Source organism: Mycobacterium lentiflavum (genome assembly GCF_022374895.2).
Taxonomy (GTDB): Bacteria; Actinomycetota; Actinomycetes; order Mycobacteriales; family Mycobacteriaceae; genus Mycobacterium; species Mycobacterium lentiflavum.
Window position 1 is genome coordinate 3,000,672 of the sequence record NZ_CP092423.2, and the last position, 14,498, is coordinate 3,015,169.

15 protein-coding genes and 2 pseudogenes are annotated in these 14,498 nt (G+C 64.3%); 13 read left to right on the top strand and 4 right to left on the bottom strand.

Annotated features, from left to right (window positions below; genetic code table 11):
• Positions 1-9: 9 nt before the first annotated feature.
• Complete coding sequence (locus tag MJO58_RS13970; RefSeq protein ID WP_239719779.1) at positions 10-546, bottom strand: alkyl hydroperoxide reductase; 537 nt, start codon at positions 544-546, stop codon at positions 10-12.
• Between the two features lie 25 nt (positions 547-571).
• Positions 572-1,159 carry a peroxiredoxin gene (locus tag MJO58_RS13975; RefSeq protein ID WP_036469215.1) on the bottom strand — a complete coding sequence of 196 codons (588 nt, stop codon included), beginning with the start codon at positions 1,157-1,159 and terminating at the stop codon, positions 572-574.
• 102 nt (positions 1,160-1,261) lie between these two features.
• Here MJO58_RS13975 and MJO58_RS13980 point away from each other — a divergent pair, with 102 nt between their 5' ends.
• From MJO58_RS13980 to MJO58_RS13995, 4 genes are all read left to right on the top strand, one after another.
• The gene (locus MJO58_RS13980; RefSeq protein WP_239719780.1) at positions 1,262-2,197 is read left to right on the top strand and encodes a hydrogen peroxide-inducible genes activator; all 936 of its coding nucleotides are present in this window, start codon (positions 1,262-1,264) and stop codon (positions 2,195-2,197) included.
• Positions 2,198-2,265: 68 nt separating this feature from the next.
• On the top strand, positions 2,266-2,967 hold the full coding sequence (locus MJO58_RS13985; protein ID WP_239719781.1) for an EthD domain-containing protein: 702 nt from the start codon (positions 2,266-2,268) through the stop codon (positions 2,965-2,967).
• Positions 2,968-2,976: 9 nt separating this feature from the next.
• The gene (locus MJO58_RS13990; RefSeq protein ID WP_239719782.1) at positions 2,977-3,420 is read left to right on the top strand and encodes a PPOX class F420-dependent oxidoreductase; all 444 of its coding nucleotides are present in this window, start codon (positions 2,977-2,979) and stop codon (positions 3,418-3,420) included.
• A gap of 37 nt (positions 3,421-3,457) precedes the next feature.
• Positions 3,458-4,216 (top strand): enoyl-CoA hydratase/isomerase family protein, encoded by a 759-nt coding sequence (locus tag MJO58_RS13995; protein ID WP_239719783.1) that lies wholly within the window; start codon positions 3,458-3,460, stop codon positions 4,214-4,216.
• Between the two features lie 32 nt (positions 4,217-4,248).
• On the opposite strand, the gene MJO58_RS14000 is transcribed toward MJO58_RS13995, so the two are convergent.
• Positions 4,249-4,446 carry a (2Fe-2S)-binding protein gene (locus tag MJO58_RS14000; RefSeq protein WP_090609026.1) on the bottom strand — a complete coding sequence of 66 codons (198 nt, stop codon included), beginning with the start codon at positions 4,444-4,446 and terminating at the stop codon, positions 4,249-4,251.
• A 239-nt stretch (positions 4,447-4,685) separates the two neighbouring features.
• Here MJO58_RS14000 and bfr point away from each other — a divergent pair, with 239 nt between their 5' ends.
• From bfr to MJO58_RS14035, 9 genes and pseudogenes are all read left to right on the top strand, one after another.
• Complete coding sequence (gene bfr / locus MJO58_RS14005; RefSeq protein WP_090609029.1) at positions 4,686-5,174, top strand: bacterioferritin; 489 nt, start codon at positions 4,686-4,688, stop codon at positions 5,172-5,174.
• Positions 5,175-5,263: 89 nt separating this feature from the next.
• Positions 5,264-7,360, top strand: coding sequence for an MDR family MFS transporter (locus MJO58_RS14010; RefSeq protein ID WP_239719785.1), 2,097 nt, complete (start codon positions 5,264-5,266; stop codon positions 7,358-7,360).
• A 42-nt stretch (positions 7,361-7,402) separates the two neighbouring features.
• Positions 7,403-7,897 carry a carboxymuconolactone decarboxylase family protein gene (locus tag MJO58_RS14015; protein WP_239719787.1) on the top strand — a complete coding sequence of 165 codons (495 nt, stop codon included), beginning with the start codon at positions 7,403-7,405 and terminating at the stop codon, positions 7,895-7,897.
• Positions 7,898-7,927: 30 nt separating this feature from the next.
• Positions 7,928-9,271, top strand: coding sequence for a type I glutamate--ammonia ligase (locus MJO58_RS14020; protein WP_239719788.1), 1,344 nt, complete (start codon positions 7,928-7,930; stop codon positions 9,269-9,271).
• A 2-nt stretch (positions 9,272-9,273) separates the two neighbouring features.
• Positions 9,274-10,395, top strand: coding sequence for an amidohydrolase family protein (locus tag MJO58_RS14025; protein WP_239719789.1), 1,122 nt, complete (start codon positions 9,274-9,276; stop codon positions 10,393-10,395).
• 66 nt (positions 10,396-10,461) lie between these two features.
• Positions 10,462-10,521 (top strand): annotated as a pseudogene (locus MJO58_RS28805) (twin-arginine translocation signal domain-containing protein); the annotation flags it as partial.
• Positions 10,522-10,547: 26 nt separating this feature from the next.
• A pseudogene (locus MJO58_RS28810) lies at positions 10,548-10,705 on the top strand (cupredoxin domain-containing protein); the annotation flags it as partial.
• A gap of 135 nt (positions 10,706-10,840) precedes the next feature.
• Positions 10,841-11,674, top strand: coding sequence for a lysophospholipid acyltransferase family protein (locus MJO58_RS14030; RefSeq protein ID WP_239719790.1), 834 nt, complete (start codon positions 10,841-10,843; stop codon positions 11,672-11,674).
• Positions 11,674-12,108 carry an SRPBCC family protein gene (locus tag MJO58_RS14035; RefSeq protein ID WP_090602400.1) on the top strand — a complete coding sequence of 145 codons (435 nt, stop codon included), beginning with the start codon at positions 11,674-11,676 and terminating at the stop codon, positions 12,106-12,108. The genes MJO58_RS14030 and MJO58_RS14035 overlap by 1 nt, the downstream gene beginning before the upstream one ends.
• A 1,413-nt stretch (positions 12,109-13,521) precedes the next feature.
• On the opposite strand, the gene MJO58_RS14040 is transcribed toward MJO58_RS14035, so the two are convergent.
• Positions 13,522-13,806: a hypothetical protein gene (locus tag MJO58_RS14040; protein ID WP_239719791.1), complete on the bottom strand. Its 285-nt coding sequence runs from the start codon at positions 13,804-13,806 to the stop codon at positions 13,522-13,524.
• Positions 13,807-14,498 lie beyond the last annotated feature (692 nt).

Genomic DNA, 14,498 nt, shown 5'->3' on the forward strand with positions numbered 1-14,498 from the left:
CGGCGACGATCAGCCGACGCCGGCCAGTGTCTGCGCGGTCGTGATCGCTTGTGCCACACCAGAAACAATCGCTGCGGCCTTCAAGGCTTCCAGGATCACCTCACGATCCACGCCGGCCTCACGAAGCGTGTGCTCGTGTGCCACAACGCAGTGCGAACACCCGTTGATCGATGACACCGCGAACGACCACAGCTCGAAATTCGCCTTGTCCACCCCCGGATTGCCGATGATGTTCATCCGCAGTCCGGCCCGCAGGTCGTCGTACTTACCGTCCAAGAACCCGCGGCCCCGGTAGAACACGTTGTTCATGCCCATGATCGACGCGGCACCCAGAGCCGCCTGGTACGCCTCGGCAGACAGATTGTCGGCTGCCTCGGCCCCAATCTCGGCCAGCACCTGGGTGTTTCGCGTTGCCGCCGCACTGGCCAGCAACGTGCCCCACAACTGTTCGTCGTTGAGCACGGTGGTCCGCGCGATCGAACCCAGGTTGAGCTTGAGGTCCTTGGCGTATTCCGGCAGCGCTTCCTTCAGATTCTCGATACTCATCACAAACCTCCAGATCGAGCCGAAATTACGCCGAGGCCTTGAGCAGTTCTCCGGCGTTCAGCGTCGGGTCGCCCTTGCGCCAGTTGCAGGCACACAGCTCGTCGGATTGCAGAGCGTCCAAGACTCGCAGCACCTCGTCCACGTTACGCCCCACGGATCCCGCGGTCGCCGAGACGAATTGGATCTCGTTGTTGGGGTCCACGATGAAGGTGACGCGGTCGGCCACACCGTCGGCATTGAGCACACCGGTGGCCAAGGCGAGTTCACGCTTGATGTCCGACAGCATCGGGAACGGCAGCTTCTTGAGGTCCTCGTGCTGGGCACGCCACTGGAAGTGCACGAATTCACTGTCCACCGACACGCCGAGCACCTGCGCGTCGCGATCCTCGAACTCGTCGTTCAGCTTGCCGAACGCGGCGATCTCGGTCGGGCACACAAAGGTGAAGTCCTTGGGCCAGAAGAACACGATCCGCCACTTGCCCTCGTGGCCGTCGCTGGAGAAGGTCTTGAAGTAGTCCTCCGGTTGCTGGGCGTCGACCTTCGACAGGTCGCCGCCGATCAGCCCGGTGAGCTCGTAGGCGGGAAACTGGTCGCCGATCGTCAACAGTGCCATATCCGCTCCTTATCTGGAATTAGTCAAGATTAAGTGTCTGTCACCATGTTGCCGGGAGCGGTGTCTGAAGTAAAGGTGATATATCACACTATACTTATAGCCATGACCGATAAGAGTTTTCAGCCGACCCTGGCCGGGCTTCGGGCCTTCGCGGCGGTGGCCGAGAAGCATCATTTCGGCAGTGCTGCAACGGATCTCGGTGTCAGTCAGTCGACACTCTCGCAGTCGCTCGCCGCCCTCGAAACGGGCCTGGGCACCCACCTCGTCGAGCGCTCGACGCGGCGTGTCCGCTTGACACCGGAAGGCGCGCAACTGCTGCCGCTCGCCCAAGCCGTGGTCGAGGCGGCGGAAGCGTTCACCGCCGCCGCGGGGGGCACCTCGGATCCGCTGCAGGGCACCCTGCGCCTCGGCATGATCCCCACGGTGGCGCCCTACGTCTTGCCCACCGTGCTGACCGGCCTCTCCAATCGCCTTCCCGCCCTGACCCTGCGGGTGATCGAAGACCAGACCGAGCGACTGCTGACCGCACTGCGCGGCGGGGCCCTGGATGCGGCCCTGATCGCGCTGCCCGCCGACGCCACCGGACTCACCGAGGTGCCGATCTACGAGGAGGACTTCCTGCTCGCGGTACCGCCCGGCCACCCGCTGTCCGGCAAACGCCGGGTACCCACCTCGGCGTTGGCGGACCTGCCGCTGCTGCTACTCGACGAGGGACACTGCCTGCGCGATCAGGCCCTCGATGTCTGCCAAAAGGCCGGTGTGCGAGCCGAACTCGCCGACACCCGAGCCGCGTCGCTGGCCACCGCGGTGCAGTGCGTGACCGGCGGGCTCGGGGTGACGCTGATCCCACAGAGCGCGGCACCCGTGGAGGCCGCCCGCAGCCAGCTCGGGCTCGCGCAGTTCGCGTCGCCGCGCCCGGGCCGGCGCATCGGCCTGGTGTTCCGCTCGTCGAGTGGCCGCGACGAATCGTATCGGCGACTTGCCGCCATCATCGGCGAGTCGGTCGGCAGCGAACAGCGAGTACGCCTGGCTACATAGCGTCATTCGGCTGCGGCGCGTCGACTACTGCACTCGGCGTTCGGCGGCGCCGACGGTAGGTTCTGCCTATGGAGAAGGTGATCGCGGTGCTCAGGCGCGCAGATGCGGACGACGATTGGACCGCCCGCCAACGGGGTCCGGTAGCGGACGCCTTGTTGGGCTTGGGCCTGCCCGGGTTGGCCATCAACGTGAAAGACAGCGGGGTGCGGCACTCGCTGATGACGCTGACGACCATGGACCCACCGGCCGTTGCCGTCGTGAGCATGTGGACCGAGCAGTGCTACGGCGCACAGATGACCAAGGCGTTGGCGATCCTCGAGGCCGAATGTGAACAGCTCGCCGCCTATTTGGTCACCGAGTCGGTGCCGCTGCCTTATCCCGGCGGTGACCCCGGCTCCCGCACGACAGGTTTTGCCAATATCGCGCTGCTGCGCCGGCCCGCGGGGCTGGACCAGGCAACGTGGCTGAACCGCTGGCAGCTCAACCACACCTCGGTGGCCATCGAGACGCAGTCGACCTTCGGTTATACCCAGAACTGGGTGGTGAGGGCGCTGACTCCGGACGCGCCGGGAATCGCGGGCATCGTCGAGGAGTTGTTCCCGATCGAAGCGGTCACCGATCTCAAGGCATTCTTCGGGGCCGCCGACGACGACGACCTGCAGGACCGGCTGGGCCGAATGGTCGCCAGTACAACAGCATTCGGCGCTAACGAGAACATCGACACGGTGCCGACCAGCCGCTATGTATACAAGGCAGCCTTTGGAACGTGAGGACCGCAAATGACAACACTCAAGGACGCTGTCGCGCTGGCGGCGGCGGAAAGCGGGTTGGCGGTGATCTCGACGGTTCGCGCCGACGGAACCGTGCAGGCATCGCTGGTCAACGTCGGCCTGTTACCCCACCCGCATACCGGTGAGTCGGTCCTCGGCTTCACCACCTACGGCAAAGTCAAACTCGCCAACCTCCGGGAACGGCCGCAACTGGCCGTCACGTTCCGCAACGGCTGGCAATGGGCGACTATCGAAGGCCGCGCAGAGCTGGTCGGCCCCGACGACTCGCAACCGTGGCTTGCCGACAGCGACCAGTTGCGGCTCCTGCTGCGCGAGGTCTTCAGCACGGCCGGCGGAACCCACGACGACTGGGACGAATACGACCGCGTGATGGCCATGGAACGTCGCGCCGTGGTGCTGATCGCGCCCACCCGCGTCTACAGCAACGGGTGAGCTCGGGCCGGCGACGCGGCGCGGTTAGGCTGCAGCGGTGACATTGCTGATCGATGACACCAACCGGGTACGCACCCTGACGTTGAACCGGCCCGAGGCGCTCAACGCCTTCAACGAAGCGCTCTACGACGCCACCGCGGAGGCACTGTTGGCCGCTGCCGAGGACCCGGAAATCGCGGTCGTTATCTTGACCGGAACCGGCCGCGGCTTTTCTGCCGGCACCGATCTGGCCGAGATGCAGGCACGCATCACCGATCCCGACTTCGCTGCGGGCACGCACGGATTCCCCGGCTTGATCGACGCGCTGAGCGCGTTTCCCAAACCCCTGATTTGCGCCGTGAACGGTGTCGGAGTCGGGATCGGCGCCACCATCCTCGGCTACGCCGACCTGGCGTTCATGTCGTCGACGGCACGGCTGAAGTGTCCGTTCACCAGCCTGGGTGTGGCCCCCGAAGCGGCCTCGTCGTATCTGCTGCCGCAGCTGATCGGCCGGCAGAACGCCGCGTGGTTGTTGATGTCGTCGGAATGGGTGGATGCACAGGAGGCCTTGCGGATGGGCCTGGTCTGGCGGGTCTGCGAGCCGGAAGAGCTGCTGCCCGAAACCCGGCGATACGCCGAAGTCCTGGCTTCCCGGCCGGTTTCGAGCCTGATGGCGGTGAAACACACTATGACAGAACCGATTCGGCCCGAGATCGTGGCCGCAACCGCACGCGAGAACGCGCATTTCGCCGAGCTGATGGGCGCTGCGGCCAACGCCGCGGCGTTGGCCTCTTTCGCGGAGCGGAAGAACAGCTGAATAACGGAGCGAATTAACGAAACGCGACGCGTCTAGCGCGACACCGCGGATTCGAGTTCGGCGTCGACTTGCTTGGACGCCTCGATGATCGCCCGCAGCGTTCGCCGGCACCGCCCGCAGTCACCGCCGGCACCGCACAGCGCCGCCACCTCCTTCGAGGTGGAGGCACCACGGGCCACGCATTCAGCCACGGTGTGATTGGTGGCGCCGACGCACAAGCACACGTACATCAGCAGTCCTCCCATTCACCCGCACTCGCCTGAACAGGCCTCACATTAAGCGAGTCTATCCTAAGTAGGTTAGACGAACCTAACTATGCTCCCAACAGGCGTTTCAGCGAGTGAGCGCAGCCATACCTTGCTGGAACAATTCCAATTTGCGTGGCAAAGTGCTGCTTGGCCGGCGGTGAGGCAGCGCAACGCACCTGCCGCGCGCAGCCACGACAGCCCCGACCACCGGAGGAGTGATCATGCAAGGGGATCCCGACGTTCTGCGTCTGCTCAACGAGCAGTTGACCAGTGAGCTGACTGCGATCAACCAGTACTTCCTGCACTCGAAAATGCAAGAGAACTGGGGCTTTACCGAGATTGCCGAGCACACTCGCGCGGAGTCCTTCGACGAGATGCGCCACGCCGAAGCGATCACCGACCGCATCTTGCTGCTGGACGGCCTGCCGAACTACCAGCGCCTGTTCTCGTTGCGCATCGGTCAGACGCTGCGCGAGCAATTCGAGGCCGATCTGGCAATCGAATACGAGGTCTTGGCCCGGCTCAAGCCCGGCGTGATCATGTGCCGCGCAAAAGAAGACAGCACCAGCGCCTTCTTGTTGGAGAAGATCATCGCCGACGAGGAAAACCACGTCGACTATCTGGAGACGCAGCTGCAGCTGATGGAGAAGCTGGGCGAGCCGCTGTACTTGGCGCAATGCGTGTCCCGGCCGCCGGGCTCGATCGCGTAGTCCCGATTTGGTTTCACTGACCCGCGGCGCGATTGCCGCGGGTTAACCCTGGGCACCCGTTAGCATCGAACGCCGACGGGAAGGCAGGCATGACGAGCCCGAGAGCAACGTCCAGCGCGGCAACTCAAGCCAATCCCGTTGTGGTGGATCCCACGGCCAGCGGTGCGTTGATCACCCCGCGACGTCGAAACCTGATCTTCGTCGCGATCGTGCTCGGGATGCTGCTCGCCGCGCTGGACCAGACCATCGTCGCGACCGCCTTGCCGACCATCGTCGCCGACCTGGGCGACGCCGGCCATCAATCCTGGGTCGTCACCAGCTACCTGCTGGCGTCGACGATCGTCACCGCACTGGTCGGCAAGCTCGGTGACGTGTTCGGCCGCAAACGCGTGTTTCAGGCCGCCATCGTGTTCTTTGTCGTCGGGTCGGTGTCGTGCGGGCTGTCCCAATCGATGGCCATGTTGGTCGGGTCGCGGGCGCTGCAGGGCATCGGCGGTGGGGGGATCACCGTCACGGCCAGCGCGCTGATCGGTGAGGTCGTCCCCCTGCGTGAACGCGGCCGCTACCAAGGCATTCTGGGCGCGGTCTTCGGGGTCACGACGGTCGTCGGCCCGTTGCTTGGCGGCTACTTCACCGACTACCTGACCTGGCGGTGGGCGTTTTGGGTGAACGTTCCGATCTCGGTGCTGGTCATCTTCGTTGCGGCAGCGGCCATTCCGGCGCTGGCGGCATCCACCAAGCCCGTCATCGACTATGGCGGAATTGTGTTGGTCGGACTGGGCGCCGCCGGCGTGACCCTGGCGACCAGTTGGGGCGGCACCCTGTACCCGTGGGGCTCGCCGACGATCATCGCATTGTTCGTCGGCGCCGCCGCGGCGCTGGCCGCCTTCGTTTGGATCGAAAGCCGGGTCCCCCAGCCGATCCTGCCGACTCGGCTGTTCGCCAGCCCGGTGTTCACGGTCTGCTGCGTGTTGTCGTTCGTGGTCGGTTTCGCGATGCTGGGCGCGATGACGTTTCTGCCGACCTACATGCAGTACGTCAACGGAGTCTCGGCGACGACGTCGGGGCTGCGCACGCTGCCAATGGTGATCGGGATGCTGATCACCTCGACCGGCAGCGGCACCCTGGTCGGCAAGACGGGCCGCTACAAGATCTTTCCGGTCACCGGTACCGCCCTGATGGCTCTGGCGTTTCTGCTGATGTCGCGGATGACCCCGTCCACCTCGGCACTGGTTCAGTCCCTCTACCTGGTCATCCTGGGGGCCGGCATCGGATTGTCGATGCAGGTACTGGTCCTCATCGTGCAGAACACCTCGAACTTCGAGGATCTCGGTGTCGCCACCTCGGGTGTGACGTTCTTCCGCACCATCGGTAGTTCGTTCGGCGCCGCGATCTTCGGTTCGCTGTTTTCGAACTTCCTCGACGGGCGGATGCCCGCGGCCCTGGCGGCCAGCGGCGCGGTGCCCGACGCGGTGAGTTCACCGGGTGCCCTGCATCGTCAGCCACATAGTGTGGCCGCCCCGATCGTGGCGGCCTATTCCGAGTCACTGAGCGAGGTGTTTTTCTGGGCCGCACCGGTTGCCCTGGTCGGGTTCGTCCTCGCGTTGTTCTTGCGTGAGATCCCTCTGCGGGACATCCACAACAGCGCAGTCGATCTCGGTGACGGATTCGGGATGCCGACCACCGACACTTCAGAACGGCTGTTGGAGAACGCGATTGCGCGTATGCTGCGCGGAGACCCCGGCGTACGGTTGCGCAGTATCGCGATGCGACCCGACTGTCGCCTCGACGTGGCCGGGCTGTGGGGCGTGATGCGCATCTACCGCTTCGGGCAGATGTATGGGACGGCCCGCCTCAGCGATATCGGCGACTCGATGCGGATCCCGTTCGAGGTCATCGAGCCCACCTTCGGTCGCTTGGTCGCTAGCGGCTACGTGCAACGCGACGGCGATCAAATGTGGCTGACCCCGGCCGGGGCTGAGCAAGTCGACTACGTCTATTCGTTGCTGTTGGGCTGGATCGTCGACAAGCTGTCGCGTTCGCCCAGTTATCAGGGCCGACCGGACCGCCGCGCAGTCGAAATCGCGCTGCAGCACATCGCCCACCGCGTTCTGGCTCAACGCGATTGGCACGACGACGCGCCCAACACCGGCCGCCTGGAGGCGGCCGCCGGCGGCAGATACTAGAACGTGTTCCAAGAATCGCGGGCGCGGGCGTACCATCACGCCATGAGCCGAATCGGAACATTCGCTGACGACGACATCTACAGCTGGGCCACGAAGTCTCCGGACCTCGGCGGCGCAATCGCCAACTTCAGCCAGGCCGTGTACACCAAGAACCGGCTGCCGATGCGCACCCGCGAAATCGCGCGCGCCGTGATCGCCCACGACAACGAGTGCACCGTGTGCATTAACACGCGCGACGCCGACGGGCCGGCCGCGGGCGTCGACGAAGAGCTGTATGAGCATGCGCTGGACTGGCGCACGTGGCCGGGATTCAGCGAACAGGAGCGACTGGCCGCCGAGTTCGCGCACCGTTTCGGCACGGAACACACCAAGTTGCGCGATGACGAAGACTTCTGGAGCCGAGCCAACGAACACTTCACCGAGGAGCTACTCGCCGACCTCGCCATGTCCTGCGCCCTCTGGGTCGGCATGGGGCGGATGCTGCGGACCCTCGACATCGGCCAGACCTGCATGCTGACCCTGCCGAGCCGGGCATAGTCGCCAACCGGATCCGCCGATGAGGCGGCGATGACAGCCACCCCCCTCGCCGCGGCTTCGGTCGCCCAGCTGGAGGCCGAGGGCGTCGATACCGTGATCGGCACCGTGGTGAATCCCGCCGGCCTCACCCACGCCAAGGCCGTGCCGATCCGGCGCACCAACGCCTTCGTCGACCCCGGCCTGGGCGCCAGCCCTTCATGGCACGGGTTCGCCATCGACCAGACCGGTATCGCGTTCACCGAAGACGTTGGTGTGATCGGTGATCAGCGTGTGCGCATCGACTTGTCGGCGCTGCGCGGCATCGGCGACGGGTTGGCGTGGGCACCCGGCTCGTTCTTCGAACAGGACGGCGCGCCGGTTCCCGCGTGCAGCCGGACAACGTTGCGCCGGGTAGAGGCCGCACTCGCGACAGCCGGCATTGAGGCGACGATCGGCCATGAAATCGAATTCGTTCTGGTCGATCCGGACGGTAGGCGGCTGCCGTCCACGCTCTGGGCGCAATACGGTCTGGTCGGCGTCCTCGAGCGCGAGGCATTCGTCCGCGATGTCATTGCGTCGGCGGCGAGCAGCGGCGTCGGGATCGAGCAACTCCATCCGGAGTACGGTGCCAACCAGTTCGAGATCTCGCTGAGGCCGCTGTCACCAGTCGCCGCCGCGGACCAATTGGTACTGACCCGGATCATTGTCAGCCGCGCCGCCCGCCGCCATGGTTTGCGCGTCAGTCTGTCGCCGGTGCCCTTCGCTGACGATGTCGGATCCGGTGCGCACCAGCACTTCTCGCTGACAACGCCGGAGGGTCCGCTGTTTTCCGGTGGCGGGGGCGTCGCAGGCATGACGCAGGCGGGACAGAGCGCGATAGCGGGAGTGCTTGGCGGATTGCCGGAGGCACAGGGCGTGCTGTGCGGGTCGATCGTGTCCGGCCTGCGCCTGCAACCGGGCAACTGGGCGGGAGCCTACGCCTGCTGGGGTACCGAGAATCGGGAAGCCGCAGTGCGATTCATCAAAGGCGGGGGAAACAACGCGAATGTCGAGGTGAAAATCATCGACCCCTCGGCGAACCCGTATTTCGCGTCGGCCGCGATCTTGGGACTAGCACTCGACGGAATCCAGCGCAACGCGACACTACCACCGGAGATCACCGTCGACCCGGCAAAGCTGTCCGATTCGGAGCAACAACGTATCGGCATCGTACCCCTCACCCAAAACCAACCAGATAGTGTTGCCGCACTGGATAATTCGGAACTGTTACGCACCATTTTGGGCAACGCCGCGGTCGACGTGATCGTCGCGGTCCGGCGCCTGGAACACAACTGCTACGGCGATCTCGGCCCCGAGCAGCTGGCCGACAAGTTCCGGATGGCGTGGAGCCTGTAGCGGTGGCCGACTCGTCAACTCTCGCCGACCACATCGGCGAAGTGGCGCTGATCGACCACCACGTCCACGGCTGCTGGTTGGAGCCGGGGGACCGGCAGCGGTTCGAGAACGCCCTCAACGAGGCCAATACCGAGCCACTGACCGACTCGGGCTTCGACTCACAGCTGGGCTTCGCGGTGCGTGCCCACTGCGGCCCCATCCTCGGATTGCCGAAACACGGCGATCCACAAGACTATTGGGAGCGCCGCAGCGCATTCACCGAAACCGAGCTGGCGCGCCTGTTTCTGCCCGCCGCCGGAGTGAGCGACTGGCTGATGGACACCGGCATCGGCGCCGGCACCACAGATATCTCGCAATTGTGCACACTGTCAGGAAACCGGGTACACGAGATCGTTCGCCTCGAGCAGGTGGCCGAGCAGGCCGCCCGGGCGCCCGGCGATTACGCCTCGGCATTCGCGGAGATCCTGCACGAGCGTGCCGCCGGTGCGGTCGGCACGAAGTCGATCCTGGCCTACCGCGGCGGTTTCGACGGCGACCTGACCGAGCCGAGCGCGGCCGAAGTAGCCCAGGCCGCGCAGCGGTGGCGGGATCTCGGCGGAACCCGGTTACAGGATCGAGTTCTGCTGCGTTTCGGGCTGCACCAGGCATTACGTCTCGGCAAGCCGCTGCAATTCCACGTTGGGATTGGCGACCGCGACTGCGACCTGCACAAAGCTAATCCGCTGTACCTGCTCGATTTTCTGCGTCAATCCGGCGATGCGCCGGTCATGTTGCTGCACTGCTACCCCTACGAGCGCGAGGCAGGCTACCTCGCCCAGGCTTTCAACAACGTCTACCTCGACGGCGGATTGAGCATCAACTACCTGGGCGCCCGGGCACCGGCGTTCATCGCCCGTCTGCTGGAGATGGCACCGTTTCACAAGATCCTGTATTCGTCGGATGGCTTCGGGCCGGTGGAATTGCACTATTTGGGCGCGGCGTTGTGGCGCAGGGGTATTCACCGAACACTGAGCGGATTTGTCGACGACGGCGAATGGTGCGAACGCGACGCAATGCGGGTTGTCGATCTGATTTCCCACCAGAACGCCGCCCGTGTCTATCGTCTCGACGCTCCCGGTCACTGAGGCCGAAGTCCGACTATCGTGCTGAGGGGAGATGGCGAAGCGTCGGTTCCCCAGACAAGGCGTTTCGTGGAGAGACGTGACTTCCTCAAATGGGCCGGGCTGGCGGCAGTAGCCGCAGGTCCCGCTCAGGCCGGAGCGACCATTGCCTGCTCGCCCACGAGATGCGGCGGATCGCATCTGTGCCCGGCCCCGCGGGCTTCCGCTTCTATCACACCCACCTGGTCCCGCAGCCGACCTATCCCGGGGGCGGTACGGCGGCCTGGTCGGTCCGGTCTACATCGAAACCAAACAGAATCCCGGCGCATACGACCACTGCTTAACGCCGCTTAGTTACCGAGGGGCAACGTTGTGGTGCAACGGTTTTCGGCCGCTTTACGAATCGCGGTGTAAAAGACCGGTAATCCGGGTAATCGACCCCGAAGCACGCTGAGGACAGGAAGCGGACATGGGGCTCGTAGCAGAGGCCATTGACTGGACCCGCAGGCAGGTCGTGTCCAGAGTCCCCAAGGCCGACCTCGACCAGCGAGATCCCGACTACATCCGCGACCAGCTGCCGGGCACCTGGCTCCTCGCGTCGCTGTATTTCCGCGCAGACGTCCGGGGATTGGATCGGATACCCAACGAAGGTCCGGTGTTGCTGGTGGGCAACCACAGCGGCGGAAACGTGCCCCCGGACACCTTCGTATTCACGCTCGCGTTCTGTTCGTACTTCGGCGTCGAGCGGCCGTTCTACCAGCTGGCCCACAACCTCGTCGTCTCAGCACCGCCGCTGGGCTGGCTGCGCAAGTTCGGCACCGTCGCCGCCAACCCCGAGAACGCCCGTTTGGCATTGGATTCCGGCGCGGCGCTGCTGGTGTATCCCGGCGGCGACTACGAAGTGTTCCGGCCGTCGTGGCAGCGCCACCAGGTGGACTTCGGTGGCCGGATGGGATACGTGAAGCTAGCCCGGGAGGCGGGCGTGCCGATCGTCCCGGTCGCCGCCGTCGGAGGCCAGGAGAGCGCGCTGTTCCTGAACCGCGGGCAGTGGCTGGCCAAAGCACTGATGGCGGATAAATTGTTGCGGCTCAAGAGCATTCCGATATCGCTGGCACTGCCCTGGGGCTTGAACATCGGCGACCTGGCGGGCCACATCCCGCTGCCCACCAAGATCGCGATCGAGGTGCAGGAACCGATCGACGTCGACGGCGATGACGAAGCGGTGCATGACAAGGTCATCGCCAGTCTGCAGGGCGCCGTCGACCGGCTCGCCGCCAAACGCCGTCTACCGGTGATCGGCTGATGCGCGTCGAACGCCGATGCGTCATCCAGGCGGACCGCGCGGCCGTTTGGAAGATCGTCAGCGACCCGGACTGCTACCCGACCTTCATGACGAACCTCGAACGATGGGAAGCAGCGAACGAGCAAGCTGCCGGCGTAGGTGCCCGCTATACCGTCCATTGGAAGATTGGGTCGGTGCCGGTTGGCGGCCTGATCGAGGTGGTCGAATTCGATGAGCGCCGCGACCTGGCCTGGGTGGGTATCACCGGCGTCACGCTGCGGGGGCGCATCCGGCTGCGAGACGGGGCTGCCGGCCAAACGAAAGTGACTTTCCGGCTGTCATATCAGGCACCGGGGGGAATCCTGGCCTACATCGCCGATCGAATCGCAGTGCGTCAGGTGGGCCGCACGCTGTCCGACACGCTGCGGTGCCTCAAACAACTCGCTGAGTCTTAGTCGATTCGTCTCCAACCGGCAGCGCGCGTTGTCATCGGTACGGCCGCCCGAGTCAGCCGGCATGGCTGGGTGAAGGTCAAATGCAAGCGCGACCCGGTCCGGCTTTGTGTACAGCACGGAAAAGCTGCATAGCAATGGCTATTCATGTGTTAGCTATGCATTTCGCCCAATGAATGAATGGCGCCCTCGGCACGAAACTCGTTGGCTTGCCGGATAAACACACGAGCAGCGGCGCCGGCGCGGTCCTGCGTGAGGCTCGTCCGCACCACCAAACCCTTTGGTTCAGCGAGCTTGCGGCGTACACTCAAACTTCCCGGGTCACTCGGGCGTATACAAGTCCATATAGCTGGCAATAGATCGTTCAAAGACGAACGGGGGAACTGCCATGTCACGTTGCACGAACAAGATCATCGTCGCCTTGATCCTCGGTTTTACCGCCCTTACCGCATCGGGGTGCACAGTCCCACTCACCATTGATTGCGGTCAATTCACCTGCATTCCAGGCTAGCGATCAACGATTCATCTTGGTCACGGATAAGCGGTTCGCGCGCTTCGGGCGTACCGTGAAGCTGCACCCGAAACCGTGACGGTCACCGGAATCCAAGTCGAAAGTACTTGTGCCATAGCACTACTGCTTTCGTTGGCGTCTAACGCCAACGAAGACAGCTAGCCGTACATAGGTCGCCCGCTCCTAGCTGCAGACGCCCAAAGGCGTTGAGATAGGCCATATCCGGGAGACGGGCTGCCGTAAGATGCATCCCGCCGAAAGAGCGCTGCACAGCACACGTTGGCTAAGCCCAGGGGCCCAAAGCGAGGGATCCGCGATAATCCCTGCTCGCACAGGGATTATCGCGGATTCACCCCACGACTAACAAGCGCTGCGCTATGGCGTGAAGACTAGGCCGGAGCCACCTGGATCGATGGTGAGCGGGATCGTGCACCCTGATGCCGTAAGCGCGGTGAAGCCGAGGATCAAGGCGACGACAAATTTACTGCTGAGACGTGACATGGTGTTACCCCCGTTCGTCTAAGGACAATCTGTTACCAGAGAGCCGATCTGCTGCCCGAGACACACGTACAATACGACGCGAAATAGCTTGATCACGAGTGTTTTCCCGAAATCGCCGCAAAATTTTTTCACCTATTGCGTTCAATCGGTACGATTCTGAGCCGCTTCCCAGGCAAGCGGTATGTCCATTCGAAAGCTGTTGCTGCGCAATGTATTTCAAATCAAGATCACCGGGAAATACGCTGGCACAAAGGGATGCGGTCGGGACGCGACCGGAACCCCGGCGGCTACACCGCGTGTCGGCGGCTGCAAGGGCTAAATTCCTGACTGCGGCGGGACACTCCGAGACGCCGCAACGCGGTCGGGAGCGGCTCCGCGACGGCTCTCGCGATGAGCAACGGTGGCTAGCCCCAGTGCGGCGGCACTTGACTGCCCGGGCAGTCGGCGTATTGGCAGTTGATGTCCCGCACCCGCCTGCGGATGACCTTGCCGTCACTGTCGCGGATGTACTCAACCGTCGCCTCGGCTGCCCGTCGGCAATGAGGACAGGCTTCCATTTCGGTTTCAAAGCGCGCCATCACGTCCCCCCTCCCCGTCGCGAAGTAATTTAAGCGTCGCAGATCACCGCGCCGTATGTAGTGGTTGGCCCGCGGACACTGTTGGATCTCGTTTCCGGCGATGTCCAGCACGACGAAACCATTTCGAACACGGCATATCATGCCCTGCGAGGAGTTAGCCAGCGCACGCCGGCGATCGGAACTCCATTTCCATTGCCTTCGCGCTCAGCCCTACGCACTGAAATTGCAGCGGTCTCGGGCGCACCTCCCAGTCGCCGCGGCGGCCACGATGGTGCTGCCGTCCCCTGAGCGGCACCCCCGCGCGGTCTGTCCGGACCGCGGACCAAACCGGCCCGGACAGACGACGACACCGTCAGGCACGCGTTGAACGTGCCGGCGTGCGGTGCTTGGGGCACCCAGCGCGCTCGCTAACCCCGCAGGCGATCAGCCAGCCCCGCGCGCGTGTCCATGCGCGCAGCGACTGACGTGTGCAGCGACTGACTTGTGAGAAGCCGTTGACGAACAACCGCACCGTACGGACACCTGATGCCTACCCGAGGGCGTCATGTCGTGCCCAAGGCCCCATACCGTAGCAAACAGCCCACTCAGCGTTCACCGACGCGTGAGAGGCGCACAGCGCGTCGAGCCACGCAGGCTCACATCGAGATGTTGATGAGCGACAACACCGGCGTGCAGCCGGTGGCCGTAGCAGCGGTAACAGCAAGGATTACGGCAACACTGAGTTTGCTGGTTACACGTGACATAACGCACTCCATTCGTCCCGGTTTGCACCCGACTCAAGTTGGAGCCGGGCTTATGGCGTC

Coding starts and splice junctions, on each gene's coding strand:
- MJO58_RS13970 (WP_239719779.1), bottom strand. CDS start 546: ATGAGTATCGAGAATCTGAAGGAAGCGCTGCCGGAATACGCCAAGGAC.
- MJO58_RS13975 (WP_036469215.1), bottom strand. CDS start 1,159: ATGGCACTGTTGACGATCGGCGACCAGTTTCCCGCCTACGAGCTCACC.
- MJO58_RS13980 (WP_239719780.1), top strand. CDS start 1,262: ATGACCGATAAGAGTTTTCAGCCGACCCTGGCCGGGCTTCGGGCCTTC.
- MJO58_RS13985 (WP_239719781.1), top strand. CDS start 2,266: ATGGAGAAGGTGATCGCGGTGCTCAGGCGCGCAGATGCGGACGACGAT.
- MJO58_RS13990 (WP_239719782.1), top strand. CDS start 2,977: ATGACAACACTCAAGGACGCTGTCGCGCTGGCGGCGGCGGAAAGCGGG.
- MJO58_RS14000 (WP_090609026.1), bottom strand. CDS start 4,446: ATGTACGTGTGCTTGTGCGTCGGCGCCACCAATCACACCGTGGCTGAA.
- bfr (WP_090609029.1), top strand. CDS start 4,686: ATGCAAGGGGATCCCGACGTTCTGCGTCTGCTCAACGAGCAGTTGACC.
- MJO58_RS14010 (WP_239719785.1), top strand. CDS start 5,264: ATGACGAGCCCGAGAGCAACGTCCAGCGCGGCAACTCAAGCCAATCCC.
- MJO58_RS14015 (WP_239719787.1), top strand. CDS start 7,403: ATGAGCCGAATCGGAACATTCGCTGACGACGACATCTACAGCTGGGCC.
- MJO58_RS14020 (WP_239719788.1), top strand. CDS start 7,928: ATGACAGCCACCCCCCTCGCCGCGGCTTCGGTCGCCCAGCTGGAGGCC.
- MJO58_RS14030 (WP_239719790.1), top strand. CDS start 10,841: ATGGGGCTCGTAGCAGAGGCCATTGACTGGACCCGCAGGCAGGTCGTG.
- MJO58_RS14035 (WP_090602400.1), top strand. CDS start 11,674: ATGCGCGTCGAACGCCGATGCGTCATCCAGGCGGACCGCGCGGCCGTT.